The following is an 18,318-nucleotide window of genomic DNA, read 5'->3' as shown; positions in this document are numbered from 1 at the left end:
CTGTTCAGCTCTTCATGTTCACCAATACATGTTCCAATCCTTAGAAAGCCTGATTAGCGCTTCGAAATAGTAATAATCTCCCCATATGCAGCTTTCATCGACTCCGCGATTTCCGCCTTTGTGGTAAACTGCGTGTTTCAAAACGCCGTTTGCTTTACTGCCAATCTCCGTAGTGTAGTGTTCAGATAATGACTGGATCATCGCTAGAGCCGCATTCTCATATACTCTCTTCTCTGGATCTGTCAGCGGCATGAATTTCACCAATTCGAGAAGTCCGCAGGCGGCAATAGCGGCTGCTGAACTGTCACGCTCTTCCTCCCCATCCGTAAAAATCAGATCCCAATAGCAGATGTTGTCCTCAGGCAGCCGATTCAAATAGTAGTTTGTCAGCTTTTTCGCCAGTTCTATCAGGCTCCAGTCATGTGTATAGTGATAGCTCAGGGGAAATCCATATATTCCCCAAGCTTGCCCGCGTGCCCAGCAAGAATCATCCGAATAGCCTTGTCTTGTATTTCCATACAGCGGCTCCCCTGTCTCCGGATCCATATAATACGTATGAAAAGTGGACGCATCGGAACGTACAATGTATTTCGCCGCCTGTTTAATATGGCTTTCTGCTATGTCACGGTATATCATCTTCCCTGTAACTTCGGATGCCCAATAAAGCAGGGGAAGGTTCAAATTGCAATCGATGATCATCCGTCCGCGCTCCGCCGGATCATTGAGATTTCCCCATGCCTGGATGATTCCTGCTTTTTCGTGATACCGGGTAATCAACAAATCAGCTGCCTGAATGGCAATTTGCTTGGCTTCCTCATTGCCAGTAAGCTTATAGGCACTGACGCAGGACAGCGTATATAAAAACCCCAGATCATGGTGATCCAGCTCAATTCGCTTTTCCAGTCTCTCTTTAAAACTGGCAATCTGTTTCTCTGCTGCGTTGCGATATTTTTCATGACCTGTATGTTCATAGGCGAGCCAAAGCATTCCTGTCCAGAAGCTTGTCGTCCATTCCACATTTTCTATTGGTTGATAAACTAGGTTTACACTGCTTGAGTCCGGGAACTTATCCGTAAAAACGTCTAAACTTTGATCGATTTTGGCCAATACATGTTCAATGGCCATGTCCACAAAAGCCTGATCCACGACTGGAACTATCTCAAATCGTTCTGCCTTTCGGATTTCTTCCTTCCTCACTTCCATCACAATTCCCGCCATCCTACTCACCTCAAATTCCAATTGCTTGATTGTACTTCCAGTGCCGCCCCTGCCCATTTTCGAACAGGGGCGCCGATTCACTTATTTTGGCCCAGTCACGAGAACTGGAATAGGGGTTGAGTTAACGGTGACCCCGTTCAGTGTCACAGTGACGGTTATCTCGGTTCTGCCTGGAGCTTTGGCAGCTATAATTCCAGTCTTATCAACTTCAGCCACTCTCGGCTTGCTCGATTTATATTGAATAACTGCACCTGAAAGTTCCGTAGTTTTTATGCCTTTTTCCAGCAATACGGTAAAATCCAGTTTGGTTTCATCACCCGGTCTCAGCCGGTCGGACTTAATCTCGGCTTTGACCTCTTTAAGGCCGACAGTCAAATCCGGATCACTGTATTTCATCAATTCACTGCCATATTTAAAGTAGAAGTTGCCGAAGTCGTCCTGGGCCAGTTTTTCAACATTCCCTTCCAGAATGACCTCCACGTCTTTCGAATTCGCATGAATTTTGATTAATTTGCTCGTATAGGTTTTATCAGCCGCATAACCGATGAAAATGGAGCCATATACATTTCCGTCTGTACCGATCATCAAGCGCGGATTGGAATGAGCGTAGTCGGCAGTTGGGAATTTATCCTCCCTATAGATGACTTCTTTCGTATCCGGATCAAGAATGAACAGCGTTCCGAGCGCCATCCCCCATAAATTGCCGTCTGGCCCCCAGATAAATGCGGAAAGGGATTTCTTCCCCTCCACCGGAACTGTTTCATACTCAATCTTGCCCAAGGACGTATCATAGATAGCCAATTTTCCGGATGTGCTGCCATCCATGGCACCTGTTCCCATATATAGCTTGCCATCTCGGTATAAAAGCGTATTGATCGAATGCCCCGGGACAATATTTCGTTTGACATCAAAAACTCCTGTCTCCGGATTATAGATGGTCAGTGCACCGCCGGTCTTCCCCGCGATTGGGTAAGAGCCGATATACATCTTGTTCTCTTCCTCCACCCCCACCATTGCGACAGGGCGGTCTTGTTCGTCACCCAGCTGGGTAAGTCTCGGCGGATTGTATGGCTCGCTCGGATCCGTCCTGTTCCATGGTTTTGCCGGGTCATATTCGAAAATAGAGGCTCTTGGGTAAACCCCAAAATATACTTTCCCATTCAGTGTGGCAAAGCCCTCGACCTGCCCAAGTGATGGATAGAGAGTTGTTTCATCCCGGCTTGGAGAGTATACTCCCAGGCCGCCCCCAGAAATAAAGCCCGAACTGAGGATTTTGCCGTCTATACTCTTTCCGATGTTATACAGTTCAACAAATTGTGGAGGGAGCGGAAGTTCAGGCGTTTCTGTATAGCCTGTCTCCAAGTTATAGTAGAAAGCCCGGCCGCTGTTTCCTGCCAGCCCCACTAACGTGACACCCGGAAATTTGGGATCGTTCAATTCGGCATAGGAGAACGCGATACCCGGCCCTTTCACATCCACGCCCAACGACCCGTATTCTCCTGTATTCACATCATAAGCATATAAGGACCATTGATTGGTTCCATCCGGTTTCGGCTCATAATACGTATAAAAAACCCTTCCGTCTGGTGAAACCGGTGAAAATCCGCGTGTGTTATATTCGGGATTGTCTTTGACAATCAGCGTATTGTTTTCCGGGGTATACACATACATGACCGGACCGGGATCAACACGGATGAACAGCTTTCCTGCCGTATATTGAAGGTCATATACGGAGGTCTTGCCTCCAAAGCCCGTTATCAGTTTCTTTTCTCCGGTTGAAAGGTTATATGCATACAGCTTTGCAACATCTGCACCGCCGACATACAGCGTATTCCGTTCAGCATCATACGCCAGGCTGCGGACGTGGGATTCCTTTGATGCTGTTTTAAAAGAGGTCAGCACCTTTGCTTTGTCGGTGGCAGGGTCATATTCGAAAATGGACTGGGAATAGCCTGTACCTCCGTATACTTTCCCGTCCTCGCCGGGCGTAAGCACCCAGATGACCGTGTCTGACGGAACAGGCTTGCCGATTGTGCGCATGGCCCCTGTGGCAGGATCATACTGGAATAACGTTCCATTGGGCGTACTTCCTACGTATACCTTGCCATCTGAGGCCACTGTGATCGCCCAGGCAGCCGTGGCATTGCTGCCATCAAGGGCCACCAGCGGTTGCTGATCATAAATCTCTTTCGTATTGACATCGCTGACAATAAATTGGGCAGGGTCTCCCTGTGCGACCGTGTACATGACATCGCGGCCCTGCTTGTCCTTGCCGTAGGCTCCTGTCATAATTGTAAGACTGGTTGATTGCGGCCCGATAGTTGTAATCTTTCCCTTAGGAACAGATACTGCAACTTTTGCATTATCAGCATAATACACACCTGTTGCTTCTTCCGGGGAATAAAATGCTACCTGAAAGTAAGCCGCTTCCTTAGGTGAAGCCGCTGCCAATCGAAGGGTCAGCCATTCATCATTTCGGACAGCAGCTGTGTCTACCAGGGAGCTGACCACCGATAACAGTGTTCCATCCCGCTTGTAAAAACGGAGATCCGCTTTTCCACCCGCTCCTGACTTTTTCAAAACGTCAGCTGTCAACGTGACATTTTCAAACGGACCAACAATGACGGGATTACTGACAGCACCATAAGAAGCAGTGGTAGAGTTGTCTTCTATCCGCAGGCTGCTTTTCCCTTCGGCATATACTTCCTGGTCAATTATTACCTTTTCAGAGGAACCATCAGGTTTCCAGCCGGGGATGCCGCCATTCTCATCTATCTCAAATCCGCCGTTGACGAGAGGGCCAGTCTGTAATTCCTCTGCAACCGCGCTTTTTATTGGGATCTGTGGCGCAAGCAGCATCAGCATGAAAACAATCAACATGCCTCTGAAAAACTTCCGAGATCTATTCATGAAACTCCTCCTCCTATCACTTATTGACCAAGCAAGATTTGTATAACATGACCGTTTAGGAGACTGCTAGTTAACTGGCTGGCCGATACACACAACAGCTTCTGCCCGGTACGCAACAAAATAGAGGAGTCCCGTTGAAACTCCTCTATTTTTTATATGTCTTAAACGGTCAGAGAGACTTAGCTTATTTCCATTGTTGTTCTTTATATCCTTTTTCTTTGATTCCTTCATTCGTTTCCTTGATGATGGCTTCGCCGCCGCGCTTGAGATACTCATCCACAAGTTTATCCCAATCGGAAATCGGTCTTTGGCCGGCGATCATTTTCGCTTGCTCATTCATCAGGAACTGAATTAAGTCTGTGCCTTTTTCCTGATCCGTCTTGGAAACGACTCCGTGGATCGGGTTGACGTACAGTTTATTGGATTCAAACATATCCTGTAGCGAGTTGACCAGATTCTTCATTGGCTCCAATGTATAATCATCTGCATAACGAACCTTTTGTCCTTCCGGCAAATGCCCGCGGTTATCCAGGAAGTACGTGGAAGGCGCCAAACCGTCCGTAGAAAACTCAGGTACCCTGACAGGAGCCCCATCTTCCATGTTATAGCCGGCTCCCTCTTTGCCCCAGAAGAAATCAAAGTCTTCATTTTCCGGTGTCATCTCTTCTCTTGTATAGAATTTCTTGCCGAAATCAACCAGTTCAAGTGCACGGTAGATTTCTCCTTCATTCCCTTCCAATTTTGCGTTCAGTGCCATAATTCCCGAATTACCTGATCCCATTGTAAATCCGATTGATCCATCAGGCGCTTTGAACGGAGGAATGGCAACCAATTCAGCTTCCGGATCAATATCAAGCAAACCTTGCAAATAAGGCTCGGACATCCCGGCTACACCGCCGATGAATATTCCTGCCTTGCCGGAATAAAATTCAGCGTTAGTGTCCTGCCAGTTAAGAACGGCAAAGTCTTTTGTCATAGCTCCCTTTGAGTACAAGTCTGAGAAGAAGCCAATCAATTCTTTTCTGCCTTCCGAAATAATTCCCGGAATGAAATCCCCATCTTCGTTCTGGTGATACCAGGCACTGAAGTCCCAATAGGTTCCCATATTGAAGTTCGGGTTAATGTTTTCTCCGATGGCGAGTCCATACGTATCTTTCTTGCCGTTTTTATCCGGATCATCATTCGTGAATGCAATCGCCACTTCCTTCAATTCTTCGTAGCTCGTCGGAATTTCCAGACCCAAGTTATCAAGCCAGTCTTTACGAATGATAGGAGTTACAGGGTACTCTTGTGAATATCTTGGAATTCCATAAATCTTTCCGTTCACTTTGAAGGCGTCGTAAATATGCTCCGGAATGTTGCCCAGCGTATCATAATGCTTTAAATAATCATCCAAAGGGAGGAATGCTCCCTCTGCTGCCCATTGATAGAACCTTGCATCGTTCGGTTCAAATCCGATCAAATCGGGCATGGATCCTGAAGCGACAATCGCAGAGGATTTCTCCACATAATCCCCTTGTGGAATAATTTCGGGTTTATAGTCTACATTAAATCTTTCGTTGATCATATCCAGACCAGGGCTTTTGGCCGGAGGCGGATCACCGAAGCGGAAGGTCATTCCGGTAATTTCATATTTTTCAGAGTGATCGAACGGGTCGACTTGCTTTTTATTCTCTTTCCCTTCACTACTCGTTTCTTTCTTTTCAGATGAACAAGCTGCAAGAAGCAGTGATAAAACCAACATCATCATCAGCGTAATCTTAGCCTTTTTCAAGATTATCCCCCCAATATTGGTATTGCGTCTTTTTAAGCGCTTTCACTAAAGTTGATTCTTTCTCAGCCTTTTACTGAGCCGAGCATCACCCCTTTTGCAAAATGTTTTTGCAGAAACGGATACACAACCAAAATCGGCAGTGTCGCCAGCAGGATGGCGGCCATCTGAATTGTGACAGGCGGCGGCAGGGTCTCCAGCATCATTTCGTTTGCCCCCAAGGCTGCGTTAGGCTCGTTTACAATAACGATTTGCCTCAAGATGACTTGGATTGGCCACTTCGCAGGATCGCTTATGTATAGCACTCCTGTAAAATAGCTGTTCCAATGGCTTACAGCGTAAAAAAGTCCGAATGCTGCGAGAGATGGTTTTGACAGCGGCAGGATGATCCTGTTGAAAATCTGGATTTCATTTGCCCCATCAATGATCGCAGCCTCTTTCAATTCATCCGGAATGCTCAGGAAGAACTGTCTCATGATGATCAGGTTGAATGGGCTGATAGCTACTGGAATAATAAGTGACCATATGCTGTTGATCAGTCCGGTTGCTTTCACAATCATGTATGTTGGAATCATCCCGGCAGAGAACAACAGTGTAAAAATGACCATAAGCAGGATGGCCCGCTGTCCAATGACTGACCTTGTCAGTGCATATGCCATCGTCGCTGTAAAGAAAAGATTGACAGCAGTGCCGACAACCGTAATAAAGATCGTTACGCCAAGGGACCGGATAAACCGGTCAGAGCTCAAAATATATTCATACGCATCCGTAACCCATTCCTTTGGCCACAAGAGGAAGTCATTTTCCAGAAAGTCGCTTACCGATGAAAACGAAACCGAAAATACGTAGAAAAATGGGAAGATCATCGTGACGGCGATTATAATCAAGAGCAGTATGTTCATAGAATCGAATACTTTTGAACCGAGCGTATTTCTATACATGGAATTTCCTCCTTCCCCTATTAGTACAGACCCTCTTCACCAAACTTCTTGGCCATGCGGTTTGCCAACACAACGAGGATCAGTCCAACCAATCCTTTAAACAATCCAACGGCTGTCGCAAAACTGTAATTGGCCTGCTGGATCCCTTTGAAATACACGAACGTATCCAACACATTCCCGGCATCCATATTAAATGGATTCAGCATGAGGAAAATCTGTTCAAAGCCAGTCTCCATCACATTCCCCAGACGGAGAATAAGGAGAATGATAATCGTGCTCTTTATTGCCGGAAGGGTGATGTGCCAAATCTGTCTCCAGCGGTTCGCCCCATCCATCGCTGCAGCTTCATACAGCGCCGGATTAACTCCCGCAAGTGCCGCCAGGAAAATGATTGTGCCCCAGCCGGATTCCTTCCAGATGACCTGCAGGATGACAACCGGCTTGAACAATTCCGGATTTGTCAAAAAACCGATCGGATCCATCCCGAACTTAGTGGTCAAGAAGGTATTGAGCAGCCCCTCGCTCCGGAGGAAAATAACCGTAATACCAATGACAACTACCCAAGATAGAAAGTGAGGGAGATAGACAACAGACTGGATCAGGCGTTTAAACGTCTGGTTTTTTACCTCATTCAGCATCAGGGCTAAAATAATCGAAATCGGAAAAGCAAAGGCAATTTGCAAAAAAGAGATTTGCAGCGTATTCCATATGACCCTAATTACCTCTGCATCTTGGAAAATCAGTTTGAAATATTTCAATCCCACCAGGGGCTATCCATCAATCCTCTGAAAGCGCTGTAATCTTTGAACGCAATTACAATACCGAGCATGGGTGTAAGCCGGTAAATGAGGAAATACAAAATCCCAGGCAAAAGCAGGAGAATGAGATACTTATCTTTTACCAGTCTTTTACCGAGCCGGCTCATTCTGTTGCTTTCAGGTGTAACAAGGAAAGGCTGATCGATATTTACATGTGCGTCTACCTTTTTCAATTCCATCACCTGTCTCCTTTCAGAAGAACTACGTTCAATTAACTACATGTATGTAACAGGTATGTGAATTAAGAATAATACATACTGAACGAGTTTTCAATAACATTTTTAATATTTTTCCTATTGTTTATTATTCAAATTCTCGAATAACTTTAGTGATATGAATAATAAACAGAACGAAATCAAACTGCCGCTATAAAAGGGTAATAACCCCGGAAATTTAAATACTGCATAATACGGCAGGCCGAAAGCGATAACCAGAACAATAGCAAAAACAGGATTTGATACGGTCAGCAGAATGGAGTTTTTCACCGCCTGGACAACCCGCTGCTCGTAGTGGACATAAACAGGAAAGGCAATCAGTAATGCACAAACGTACACAACCCCTAGAATGAAGGTAATATAGGTGAAGATCAGGCTTGCCAGGTTGGAAAAACCGCGAAAGAACGTAAGGTCAAAATAAAGCACCAGGCCAATCGCCAGCCAAATATAGCCAAATCCATTTCCTTTCAGCCATTCACTTTTATATGTTTTCCAGAAATACGCTCCGGCCTTTACATCCTCTTCCTTCAACATCCATTTTCGGATGACGGCAAACATCGCGATCGTGGAAGGGAAAAATCCCCCTGCGACCAAACCAAGCACGATACCGCCCAGCCACAATATATTTACATAGGCGAGCCTCATCACCCATTCCAAAACACGTTGCAATTTCCCCTTCCACCCTGTCAGTTCCATACGTCGACGCGCTCCTTTATGACTTCCTGCTAATCAAGCTGCTTTACTGTAATAACATGCTTTCCTGCCTCGAGCGGCAGTTCTGCCTTTTCAATTTCTTTCCGTTCGATCTTTTGCCCGTTCACCATGACAGTTGAATGCTGGCATGGAAATTGTATCTTTGTGTCACTCTCCGCTTCAATATCATACTGCACAATTGGCCCGTCCAATGTAATGGATGCGTGGATCTTTTTCTCTGATTGTATGAATGTGTTGCCTCGAAAGGATATGTGATGCCCATTAAGCAACTGGAGTTTAACCGGCCGACCAAGCTGTTCGTTCACACAGGCCCATGCCTTTTCGCCGCTTGCCGAAAAGCCTCCCTGTTTAGAGATCATCTCAATCGTCTGATTTTTGCTGAAAAGGATATAATCTGTCATCCGGCCATCAAGCCGATTTACCTGTAAACTGACCATTTCATCATCGGGGTGGACATGGTAGACGCAATTTTGTCCCTTCAGCAGCTTTGCAGCATGAGGCACTATTAGCGTAACGACAGTGTCACTTTGCGGGCCTGGATTCGGCTCAACCGTTACATATGTTCCGTATTCTTCCGCACCCGGAAATTGATCCAATTTCATCTCTGCAGCTTCTGGATAGCAGAGGCACAGGGAAACACTGGCCTGTTCACCTCCGAACTCCACTTGTCCGCCTTCAATCGCATCCTTCACGTTCAGCTCTCTGCCTTTTGCAATCACCTTTGAAGTTGTATGGTATAAAAACGACAGTTGGTCCTCTGCCCTGATTTTTTCCACTTCATCGATTAAAATAAAGTACGATTGGTCTATGTGAAGAATATGCCGCAGCCACCGCTTTACCGTGCCGTTGTAAGCCCCTGTTGCGTCCCCCTTGCAATAATCGAAGGACGGCGAAAGATACCACTCGTCGATTCTGCCGTTGCCCAATACTTGCTGCCCTTTTCCGTTTACCAGCATGGCGTTATGGCCAATCGTCCCCAGCGTATATTCATTCCTTGGCCCTTCCACATAATCCTGATATCCAGGGTTTGTGATCAGCCATTCATCATGGATGTGAAGGACAAAGTTATTTTGATCGAAGTGATTATGGTTTTTGGCCGAACCGCTTGACGCAAAGGCAAGCAAATGACTTTTTCTCTCCCACCCGCTGCGCAAGGCTGCCCAGCCTATGGCAGGAAAAACCTTTGAGTACTTACCCTCAAAATAGTCGCCTGGAGCGACAGGATCAGGCATGCCGTCCTGATCCAGCAAGATTGGCTTGCTGTCGATTTCCGCTTTTCTAAAAAACCAGCTTGCTGCCGGGTGCTGATTTCTGTGAGCAATCATTCCCATCAGAAAACGGATATCCAGCTTATAAAAGGAATCGGAAAAATTCACAAATGTTTGCTTCTCTTCATTTCCCATCATATATAAAAATAGCTCAGGCAGAAAGGTGCCAAAGTACGGATGCCGGACAAGCGTTGCATCTCCTGTAGCCCGGTATAGCGCATCTGCCGCCATCCATATATGACGTACAGCCACACTTGTATACAGGAGTCCCTCGATCTCGGGGCTGGACGCTCTGTCCTCCAAGTAGGCAAACAAGTACTCATACGCGTTGGAAAGATAGTTGGCAACCTCTTTTTCACCAAGGATGGACAAAGCCCCGATCATCATTGCCACCCGTTTGGAGGCGATAATGTTATGACTGTCTTGATTGTCAAAGTCTATTTCAAAGGGCTTCAGTCCCTTTTCCAACATAGCGAGCCGAACCGTCTCCCTTTCTACCTCGTTCAGCAAGGAATAGACGGAATCATAACCAATGGCCACAGCCAGCGTAAAATGAGCATTGCTTAGGTTCCCTTCCGCTCCTCTATGGGGAAATTCATACCACCTCGGGAACTCAGCCAATGCCAGTAGATAGGCTTTGACCTTTTCTCCAAACTTCTTCTGATGCGTCAGCGCATAAGCGGTGGAAAGAACCGTTATCCGCTCCTCAATAGCGCGGGAATACATCGTCCAATAAGGGAAATCAACGTACCCCTCAGCCTCCGGCAATGGATCAAGGGCCACCAAAGGAAGATCAACAGTGAGTTCAAATTGAATCATCGGGTAGGATACAGTAAATTGCTGTTCATCCGCGTACCGATCTGCCAATGACATGAGATCTTTTTCTATCCCTTTGCGAAAGGTGTTTAATTCTTGCTTGGAAAATAAAATCCGCGGATGGCTTTCGATCGAGAAAAACTCCTTTGGATATGTCATGTTTATCTCCCTTACTTTAAGAATATCTCTCTCACTCTTTCGTTATTGTTTCATTTAATAGATTCTCAATCCGCTTACAGGCATCTGCAGGCTTTTCCATATTAGCCCATAAGAATTGCAATTCGTTTTCGAGCAGTTCAATATCGGGATGGGTTAAGTGCAAATCCCTCGTAGTGAACGCATACGGCATAACCTCTTTAAATGCATTGTAGTTCTCCGGGTGGATTCCAGGCTGAAGCAAATAATTATCTTCCGCTACAATCCTCAGCATAGGAATGGTGCAGCCGTTCCTTTTTAGTGTAGTCTGAGCCTCTGTACTCACCATGTAATTGATGAGCGCTTTGGCGGATTCCTTTACATCACTTTGCTTATTGATTCCGAGAGATCCTGCCAGCAGTAACGTCGCATTATGCTTGTTCTTAGGAACAGGCATGACATCCCATTTGATTTTATGATCCCTGAATTCGTTCATAAAGAAATATGTCGTCAGAATCATCGCTGCCCCTTCACGCATAAAGAGACTTTCAGCCATGTGATTGCTGCCGTGAGAAAAAATGGGAGAAACCTTTTCTTCATACATTAAATCCACACAAAATGTCAGCGCTTCAATATTTTCTCTGCTGTTCAGGACTGAACGGCTCCGCTCCTCATCAAAAAATCTACCGCCGTTTTGCAGCATAAAGACGGGAAATCGGTTCGATGAAGCTGAAAAACAAAACCCGTATTGCTGGACAAGTTCCTCGTTTTCTTCGTCCTTTGTGCATCGTTTCGCTGTCTCTAGCAGGTCATCCCAGCTTTCCAATTTATACTGATTAGGAATCCGAGCCTCTGAAAACATTCTTTTATTGAAACAAATAATGACGGGAGAAAATAAGAAAGGGGTAGTGATTGTTTCTTCATCTACCGAAAACATGTCAAATAACTTTGGGTAACTGTCTTTATCTGGCTGTAAGTGTTCCGGTACATATGGGTCAATGATATCCAGCCGATTGGCAGCGGCCAATTGCCTGAAATGCAAGTCCGACACCATAAATACATCCGGCCCTTGGCCATTTTCAATCAATTGGGTTAACGCGTACACATAATCTGTAGCAGGGAATAGCTGAAGGTTCACCTTGACATAGGGATTCAATTGTTCGAATCGGGAAATGATCTCCTGTATGATCTCAATTTCATACGAATCAGAATACCAGCCCAACGTAATGGTTTGCTTTGACGTTTCTTCCGGCAGGGAAACCCGGTTGCCTTTTCCAGGTATTTTCTCAATCAACCCTTCCTCTACAAGCTCGGCAAGGGCCTTCCGGATGGAAACCCTGCTCAATTCATACTCCTTGCTTAACGTGTTTTCAGGAAGGATAAATTCCCCAGGCTTTAACCTCCCGGTGATGATTTCACCTTTTAATTCGGATAGAAATCTCTGGTATTTGATTTCAAAATCGCTTCGTCTTTTCAGCACCGCATACCGCTCCTATACATCTTGATGGTTTAATATTAATTGAGAGAGAAAGGTTTTGCAAAAACCATTTTCAAATTTTCCCACAATTGTCTGAAGAAGCCTGCAGTCTTACGTCTAAAAAATCATACGCCAGTTTCCGGATATAAAGCGGAAAGTCATGGCCTTCATTCCCGATTAATGAAGTAAATTGGTGTTCCGCACCCAATAAAGCATATAGACGGTCTATTTGATGGATGGCTGCAGCTGCCGGCTCCCAATGTGGAAAGATCTTGTCTTTTTGTCCCATCCAAAGAAAGAAAGGGGTTGGAGCAGCCAATGCAGCAATTTCATGAAATTCAAATGGTACTTCATCATTTGCCAAGTACTCACTCACCTTCGGGATATGGGAAAACCAGCTTCTCGTTCCCCAGCGCTCTCTTTCCGAATCGTTTGCAAAGACGGCAAATCCGCAGCTGCAAACGACCGCCTTCACACGTGCGTCAATACCGGCTAAAAAGAAGGCATTATAACCTCCAAGTGAATGCCCGATGGCGCCGATATCCGCCACCCCCGGCATACTCGCCAGAAACGAAACACCTTGCCTATGATCGGCCAGCATTTTGGCCACAGCTGACCAATCCCGGTTTTCTTCGTAAAAAGATGCGGTTTGATAAGGCTCCTCACCAGGCTTTACCCGTTCTCCTGCCGTGATGATGTCGGGTGCCAGTACAATATAGCCTCTTTTGACGAGTTCTAGGCCGTATTGGCGGTTTTCCCTGCCGCTTGCAAGCGCTACATCATCCTTCCCTTCCGGAGAAGTCGGATGGAGGGCGAGAACGGCCGGCCTTTTACTGGGGGTGCTTTCAGGCGAAAATAACGATTCCTCCAGATTGGCTAAGGTCAGACGGCTCCCTTCCTCACCCGGGACCAATAAGTAGGCCGTAACCCAATCCCCGAAGGAAGATTCATATTGTAAATGAATGCGAACATGATCGCTCTCTTTTTCTATGGAAAAGAAGCTTGCTCGGACCGGAACGGTCTCAGGGATTCCTCCGATTGCATCGAGCCACCGATCCATGATAGCTTGCCGCTTTTTTTCCCAATCATCAACCGTTTCGATTCCCTTCAATAAAGGGGGAATCCCATCTTCTCTCAATTGCTTTAAAGAATAGGCCATCCTGCAATCACTCCCTATCCACTTTTATACTCATCAGCCGGCTTCCTGAGCCATAGTATAGGTCGCCGTTATGTAAAACCACACCGCTAGTGGCATTTTCTTTAAGATGTGCAATAAGACGCGGCTCCACCACCCGTTCTCTGCTTATGTCTATTTTGAGGACCGCCTTACTTACTAAACAATAGAGGGCTGAACGATCTTCACTTAGCACAAAGGAGTTTCGTACGGGAGACCCAAACTCCGATACATCCTTTTTGTACAACACTTCTTTTTTATATGGATCAAAAACAAAGTAGATCCCTTCTGCCGTCACCCCATAAGCCGTGTTGTGCGGATCAATGAATAGCTGGGAAATCTCCCTGCTGCCTTGTACCGGACTTATGATGAAGGCTACTTCTTTCTTTGCCCAATCAAACAGATACAGTTTCCCTTCCCTTTCGCTGGAACTGGCACCTCCAGGCGTTTCAACGCTCGTTCCTCCCAAAATATCCCCCGAATTTAGTATACCAAGGGCAACGGTGCTTTGATTGGTAACAACCGAGGTGTGGGGAATGACAATATTTGTCCTTCCCTCGACATCATAGATGCCCAGTCCCCCGCCGGCCAGCCCATATCCTGGAACCCCCCCCCAGATGATATGGTCTCCATCCGAATGGGAAACGGCACACCTTGGACGATGAAGATGTTCTTTCTCCTCCAAGATGAGTTTTGGATTTCGGCTGCTTTCCGCAATGTGGATCTCCTGTTCGAGATCAAATTCGTATACTTTCCCGCCGGCATAAGCGAATCCTATCAGCTTACTGCCCTGTGTGGCGTAGGCGGCAATATTCCCCCCTCCACCTCTCTCAATCACTCTTCCGCCGAAGGTTTCGGTTATTTTTGAACAAAGGTTAAATCGAAAAAGATGAAGCGGATGCATAGATGTTCCGTATATATGTTCATTTTGAACTTTCACTAATATGGATAAAGCCGCTCCTTCAGATTCATATCGGAGCGTGAACCTTTTGGGCTTTTCCGACTGTTTTTCAATAACGATGCTGCCTTCCGGAAGATTGAGCTCCAGCACACGATAATTTCCCTGACCATTTCTGTGAACACGTTTAAAACTTTGTCCTGTATATAGGGAGGGAGAAGGCTCGGCTGCTTGTGCACATTTTCCATCCAAGAATAATTTCCATGCAGATGATTCATGGGCATCCTTCAGATCCTCTGCTTCCCATGATCCGTAAACAGAACCATCGACACCGTTGTAGACGTACCCCGCTCCTCTTGTCCTTTCATTTAATGGAACAAGCGATATTTTATCGCGTGATTCAGGATGAAAGGCAATCACATTCTTGCTTTCAGTTCCAACACCGATGTATATCCAATCTTCCTCATCAATGGCGAGGCTTGCCGGATATTTTTCTGTATCACTCATAGATCCATGATCGACAATCGCTTTCGTTTGCGGGCAATAGTGGAAGAGATGGCAGCCTGGATAAGAGGTGAAATAGATGTTTCCTTTGGCATCTTCGGCAAAACTAAAACCGACGATTTCTTCTCCGTTGTCAATCCATTGATAATCAAGGATCACTTCATGAAATGGATCAATGACCATCAGCATATTTCCAGCTCCGGTGTAAAATATCCCTGCCTTGCTGCTGAAAGAAGCAAAGGGATATTCTTTGTGCTGCTCAGGAAAGAACAGCTGGTTCGTCTCCTCCGTGTCAGGATTGATGATAAGTACAAACCCCTTGGCGGCGATGACAATCCGCTCTCCCCCATCCTTGTTTATACAGATCCCTGCAGTTCTGGATTCGGCCGCATTGACAAGGATCCCATGGTCAACTACCTCCCTGTTTACCGTCATGATCATCCCCCTTTGCCCATTACAAATTAGGAATACGAGTTGGCCACTTTTTCTATTGCGGTTATCATATCCTCAATATCTTTCAGATCGTAAAACTCACTCATATTAATCCTGATGGCGGTATCCAAAATCTCTTCTGCTACCGGGCAATTCCCTTTTTCATAGCTTTCCGTCGACAGATCAAAAGGGAAATGGCTGTTCCTGTATGCCTGTTTCTGCTGGAACAATGGCTGTTCGTAGATGACTTTTGGAATATAGCCTGCCTGGTTAGGAATCCCTTCCCCAGCCAGGGCCTCAGAAAATTGTTCACTGGAACAGGTGATGATTTTTCGATCCAGTCTGAACATATAGAACCAATAGGTGCAATAATCTTCTTCTGAAACAGCCATCGGATGCAGCCCTTTGATTTTAGCGACGGCTTTATTCAGCATCTCGCCGTATTGATTTCTCGTTTCACAAATCCAATGGAGTTTTTTCAATTGGGCAATTCCAACCGCTCCCTGAAGTTCCGTCATCCGGTAGTTCGGCGCTACGTAATGAATGTCTCGTGAAATTTTATCATCCAGCCGCTGATAGTTTTTATCGGCGAAGGCATGCGTCCGTTGATAATCGGCTTCATCTCCCGAATTAACGGTAATAATGCCGCCGTCCCCAGTCGAAATATGCTTGAAATCATTCGTGCTGAAGCATCCATAGTCTCCAATCGTGCCGACCAGCCTTCCTTTATACCGGGTTAAGTAGCTCTGGGCGCAATCCTCAATTACTTTCAAGTGATGCCTCTTGGCAATCTCCATAATTGGGTCCATGTCGCACGGATTGCCGGCTAAGTGAACGACCAGGATTGCTTTGGTCCTTGGCGTAATCTTCTTTTCAATGGAAGCCGGGTCCAAGTTATACGTATGGGGGTCCAAATCGGCAAACACCGGGATGGCATTTTGATAAAGGATGCCGACGACCGTTCCCTGATCGGTGATAGGACTCGTAATGACTTCATCCCCCACCGTGACCCCCGCTGCACCGATGGCCACATGCAAGGCGGCCGTACCCGAAGAGGCGGCTACACTATATTTTACTCCATACATCTCATTGAAGTCGGATAAGAACTGTTTCACTTTATTTCCGAAGTGGTAAAAAAGTGTGTTTTGATTAAGAGCTTCAACAAGCTCCCTCACTTCTTCTTCTCCAAAACGGTTCCCCGTTCCAAAAGGAGTCATCTTTGTTTTCGGTCCTCCATGAATAGCAAGCTGATCCATTGCCATTTCACACACTCCTTATAATTCAACCGTATTGGTCTGAACCTTCATTACTCGTCTCTTACCGGCCAATCCAAATTTATAGACATATTCTTCGTCATTCCGGACCTCGCCGGAAGGCATCCAAACGGCCAGATCAGGCATCTCCATGCGGCTGTATATATGGAACCCTCCGTCAACAGACAGGTTTACACTTCTCCGTGCACGTTCCCATTCATTAATTTGCCTGGATGTCCAAAATGTGAAACCTTGTGCTTTGGCCTCCCGGATAAAATACGTGATAGCGTCTTTCACCTCAGGAATATTGAGAATATGATACTGATGAAACAGAAAATGCCCGACTCCATTGACGCGTTTAACTTTTTCCAAAAAAGGATGGATAATCGTTGTATCCGCCAAAGCCGGATGGTTCATGTCCTGTGTCAGAAAGCCGATTTCCAATACGTCATAGAAGCGATTGCGTTCATCCGCCAGGGAGATAGGGAAATAAGGCTGGCATGTGCCAAAAAGAAAGCCGACGTTGCCTTTTTTGCTTGGCCCCCTCGTTTGATCGACTTCTATGCCATTTTGCTCGCACCATTGGAAAAGCTCTCCCCAGCCTTCAAAACGGGTGTAATGATTTTTATTGGACTTGATACCGTTTTCATTTGTTGCCGTTCTCAGCCAATCGAGTTGTTCTGAAAAAGCCTGCTTGGACCAGACACCATCTTCCATTTCAAGCGCGTTATAATGAAACGCAAGTTCATGACCGTCCTCTTTCACCTTTTCATACACCTCTTCACTGAAGCCCGGAGCAATGATGCACCACGTCGTTTGGACATCCTCATCCTTTAGCAGCTCCAGTGTCACTTCCGCAGACTCATGTATATTCATATCACTATCAAATGAAATCATGGCAACATGATTGACATCTGCTGGCCAATGCTCAATCACAGGCAGGAGCAAGCCCTTTTCCAGTGAACTTCGGACTAAATGCCCAACCATGACCTCTCTCCATAAATCGGCGTGCGGAACGGAAAAATAAGGCATACCTGTTTTCGTAAACTCGCGATCTTCCGTCCAGTCGAATTTAAATCCATCATCCGCTTTCAGAATGCCTTCATCAAGATTGGCCGATCCATCTGGTGCGGGTGCACCATCTATTGTTATTGGTGCTGTTCCCTGCTGAAGATTAACGATTGTTTTTGGGATGTTGACGGCCCATCTTTCAATCGATCCCAATCCGACCGGAATGTGAAGGAGCGCTGGCGGAGACTGCTCGTCGTTACCCAGTTTCCCCACCCCGTATACAGTATCGGAGCTTGGCGCTTCCCATGGCTTTGCCTCCAAATAACGCAGAGGTGCACCTTCAGCATAGTCCTGCGCCAGATCTGCATATCCGGTTCCCATCGCCTGCTGCACCTTACATCCAAGATCACTGCTCAGGAATTCCAGGCCTGCATAACTGATAATTGTGCCTCCCGAAGAGGCGTACTGAATCAATGCGGCTTTGATATGGGGGCCTTCATCAGCAATACCGACAATTAAAACATCCACTTTATGAAAATCTGAAATATCATCTATTACTTGAAAAGGAACACGTGCATGCTCCAATACTTCAATTGCATATTTTTCGAAAACATTTTCTTGTTTTGACCAGCGATCCTTTTCCGCCTGTCCATCAAAAAACAGCCCAATCCTGGCTATCTCCATCCCTGTCACCAACCTTTTATATGTGTAGGATATCGTTTATACACTTATGAATACATGTCTTTAACCTGTATGCAAAAAT

Annotated in this window: 11 protein-coding genes and 1 pseudogene; all 12 read right to left on the bottom strand. The window is 46.0% G+C overall.

Annotated elements, in window-relative coordinates:
- Positions 1–18: 18 nt before the first annotated feature.
- The 12 genes and pseudogenes from AC0TWI_RS07800 to AC0TWI_RS07745 all read right to left on the bottom strand — a co-directional run bounded on the left by AC0TWI_RS07800 (position 19) and on the right by AC0TWI_RS07745 (position 18,239).
- The gene (locus AC0TWI_RS07800; protein WP_488125771.1) at positions 19–1,218 is read right to left on the bottom strand and encodes a glycoside hydrolase family 88 protein; all 1,200 of its coding nucleotides are present in this window, start codon (positions 1,216–1,218) and stop codon (positions 19–21) included.
- An 81-nt stretch (positions 1,219–1,299) separates the two neighbouring features.
- On the bottom strand, positions 1,300–4,128 hold the full coding sequence (locus AC0TWI_RS07795) for a hypothetical protein (protein WP_488125770.1): 2,829 nt from the start codon (positions 4,126–4,128) through the stop codon (positions 1,300–1,302).
- A 184-nt stretch (positions 4,129–4,312) separates the two neighbouring features.
- The gene (locus AC0TWI_RS07790) at positions 4,313–5,902 is read right to left on the bottom strand and encodes an extracellular solute-binding protein (RefSeq protein ID WP_488125769.1); all 1,590 of its coding nucleotides are present in this window, start codon (positions 5,900–5,902) and stop codon (positions 4,313–4,315) included.
- Positions 5,903–5,964: 62 nt separating this feature from the next.
- The gene (locus AC0TWI_RS07785) at positions 5,965–6,840 is read right to left on the bottom strand and encodes a carbohydrate ABC transporter permease (protein WP_488125768.1); all 876 of its coding nucleotides are present in this window, start codon (positions 6,838–6,840) and stop codon (positions 5,965–5,967) included.
- A 20-nt stretch (positions 6,841–6,860) separates the two neighbouring features.
- Positions 6,861–7,765: pseudogene (locus AC0TWI_RS07780) on the bottom strand (ABC transporter permease).
- Positions 7,766–7,951: 186 nt separating this feature from the next.
- On the bottom strand, positions 7,952–8,569 hold the full coding sequence (locus AC0TWI_RS07775; protein WP_488125767.1) for a YesL family protein: 618 nt from the start codon (positions 8,567–8,569) through the stop codon (positions 7,952–7,954).
- A gap of 29 nt (positions 8,570–8,598) precedes the next feature.
- Positions 8,599–10,830 carry a heparinase II/III domain-containing protein gene (locus AC0TWI_RS07770; protein ID WP_488125766.1) on the bottom strand — a complete coding sequence of 744 codons (2,232 nt, stop codon included), beginning with the start codon at positions 10,828–10,830 and terminating at the stop codon, positions 8,599–8,601.
- 31 nt (positions 10,831–10,861) lie between these two features.
- Positions 10,862–12,286, bottom strand: a complete 1,425-nt coding sequence (locus AC0TWI_RS07765) for an extracellular solute-binding protein (protein ID WP_488125765.1) — start codon at positions 12,284–12,286, stop codon at positions 10,862–10,864.
- A 70-nt stretch (positions 12,287–12,356) separates the two neighbouring features.
- Positions 12,357–13,442 carry an alpha/beta hydrolase family protein gene (locus AC0TWI_RS07760; protein ID WP_488125764.1) on the bottom strand — a complete coding sequence of 362 codons (1,086 nt, stop codon included), beginning with the start codon at positions 13,440–13,442 and terminating at the stop codon, positions 12,357–12,359.
- Positions 13,443–13,449: 7 nt separating this feature from the next.
- Positions 13,450–15,294 (bottom strand): NHL repeat-containing protein, encoded by a 1,845-nt coding sequence (locus AC0TWI_RS07755; RefSeq protein WP_488125763.1) that lies wholly within the window; start codon positions 15,292–15,294, stop codon positions 13,450–13,452.
- Positions 15,295–15,320: 26 nt separating this feature from the next.
- On the bottom strand, positions 15,321–16,547 hold the full coding sequence (locus AC0TWI_RS07750) for a DegT/DnrJ/EryC1/StrS family aminotransferase (RefSeq protein ID WP_488125801.1): 1,227 nt from the start codon (positions 16,545–16,547) through the stop codon (positions 15,321–15,323).
- A gap of 18 nt (positions 16,548–16,565) precedes the next feature.
- Positions 16,566–18,239, bottom strand: a complete 1,674-nt coding sequence (locus AC0TWI_RS07745) for a polysaccharide deacetylase family protein (protein ID WP_488125762.1) — start codon at positions 18,237–18,239, stop codon at positions 16,566–16,568.
- Positions 18,240–18,318 lie beyond the last annotated feature (79 nt).

The organism is Lederbergia sp. B243.17 (assembly GCF_057657925.1).
Note: the sequence above shows the minus strand (reverse complement) of the source record. Positions and strands in the feature narration are given on the sequence as shown.

Bases quoted from the DNA above. Each gene is read 5' to 3' on its own strand.
- AC0TWI_RS07800 (WP_488125771.1), bottom strand. From the start codon at position 1,218: ATGGCGGGAATTGTGATGGAAGTGAGGAAGGAAGAAATCCGAAAGGCA.
- AC0TWI_RS07795 (WP_488125770.1), bottom strand. From the start codon at position 4,128: ATGAATAGATCTCGGAAGTTTTTCAGAGGCATGTTGATTGTTTTCATG.
- AC0TWI_RS07785 (WP_488125768.1), bottom strand. From the start codon at position 6,840: ATGTATAGAAATACGCTCGGTTCAAAAGTATTCGATTCTATGAACATA.
- AC0TWI_RS07775 (WP_488125767.1), bottom strand. From the start codon at position 8,569: ATGGAACTGACAGGGTGGAAGGGGAAATTGCAACGTGTTTTGGAATGG.
- AC0TWI_RS07770 (WP_488125766.1), bottom strand. From the start codon at position 10,830: ATGACATATCCAAAGGAGTTTTTCTCGATCGAAAGCCATCCGCGGATT.
- AC0TWI_RS07760 (WP_488125764.1), bottom strand. From the start codon at position 13,442: ATGGCCTATTCTTTAAAGCAATTGAGAGAAGATGGGATTCCCCCTTTA.
- AC0TWI_RS07755 (WP_488125763.1), bottom strand. From the start codon at position 15,294: ATGACGGTAAACAGGGAGGTAGTTGACCATGGGATCCTTGTCAATGCG.
- AC0TWI_RS07750 (WP_488125801.1), bottom strand. From the start codon at position 16,547: ATGGATCAGCTTGCTATTCATGGAGGACCGAAAACAAAGATGACTCCT.
- AC0TWI_RS07745 (WP_488125762.1), bottom strand. From the start codon at position 18,239: ATGGAGATAGCCAGGATTGGGCTGTTTTTTGATGGACAGGCGGAAAAG.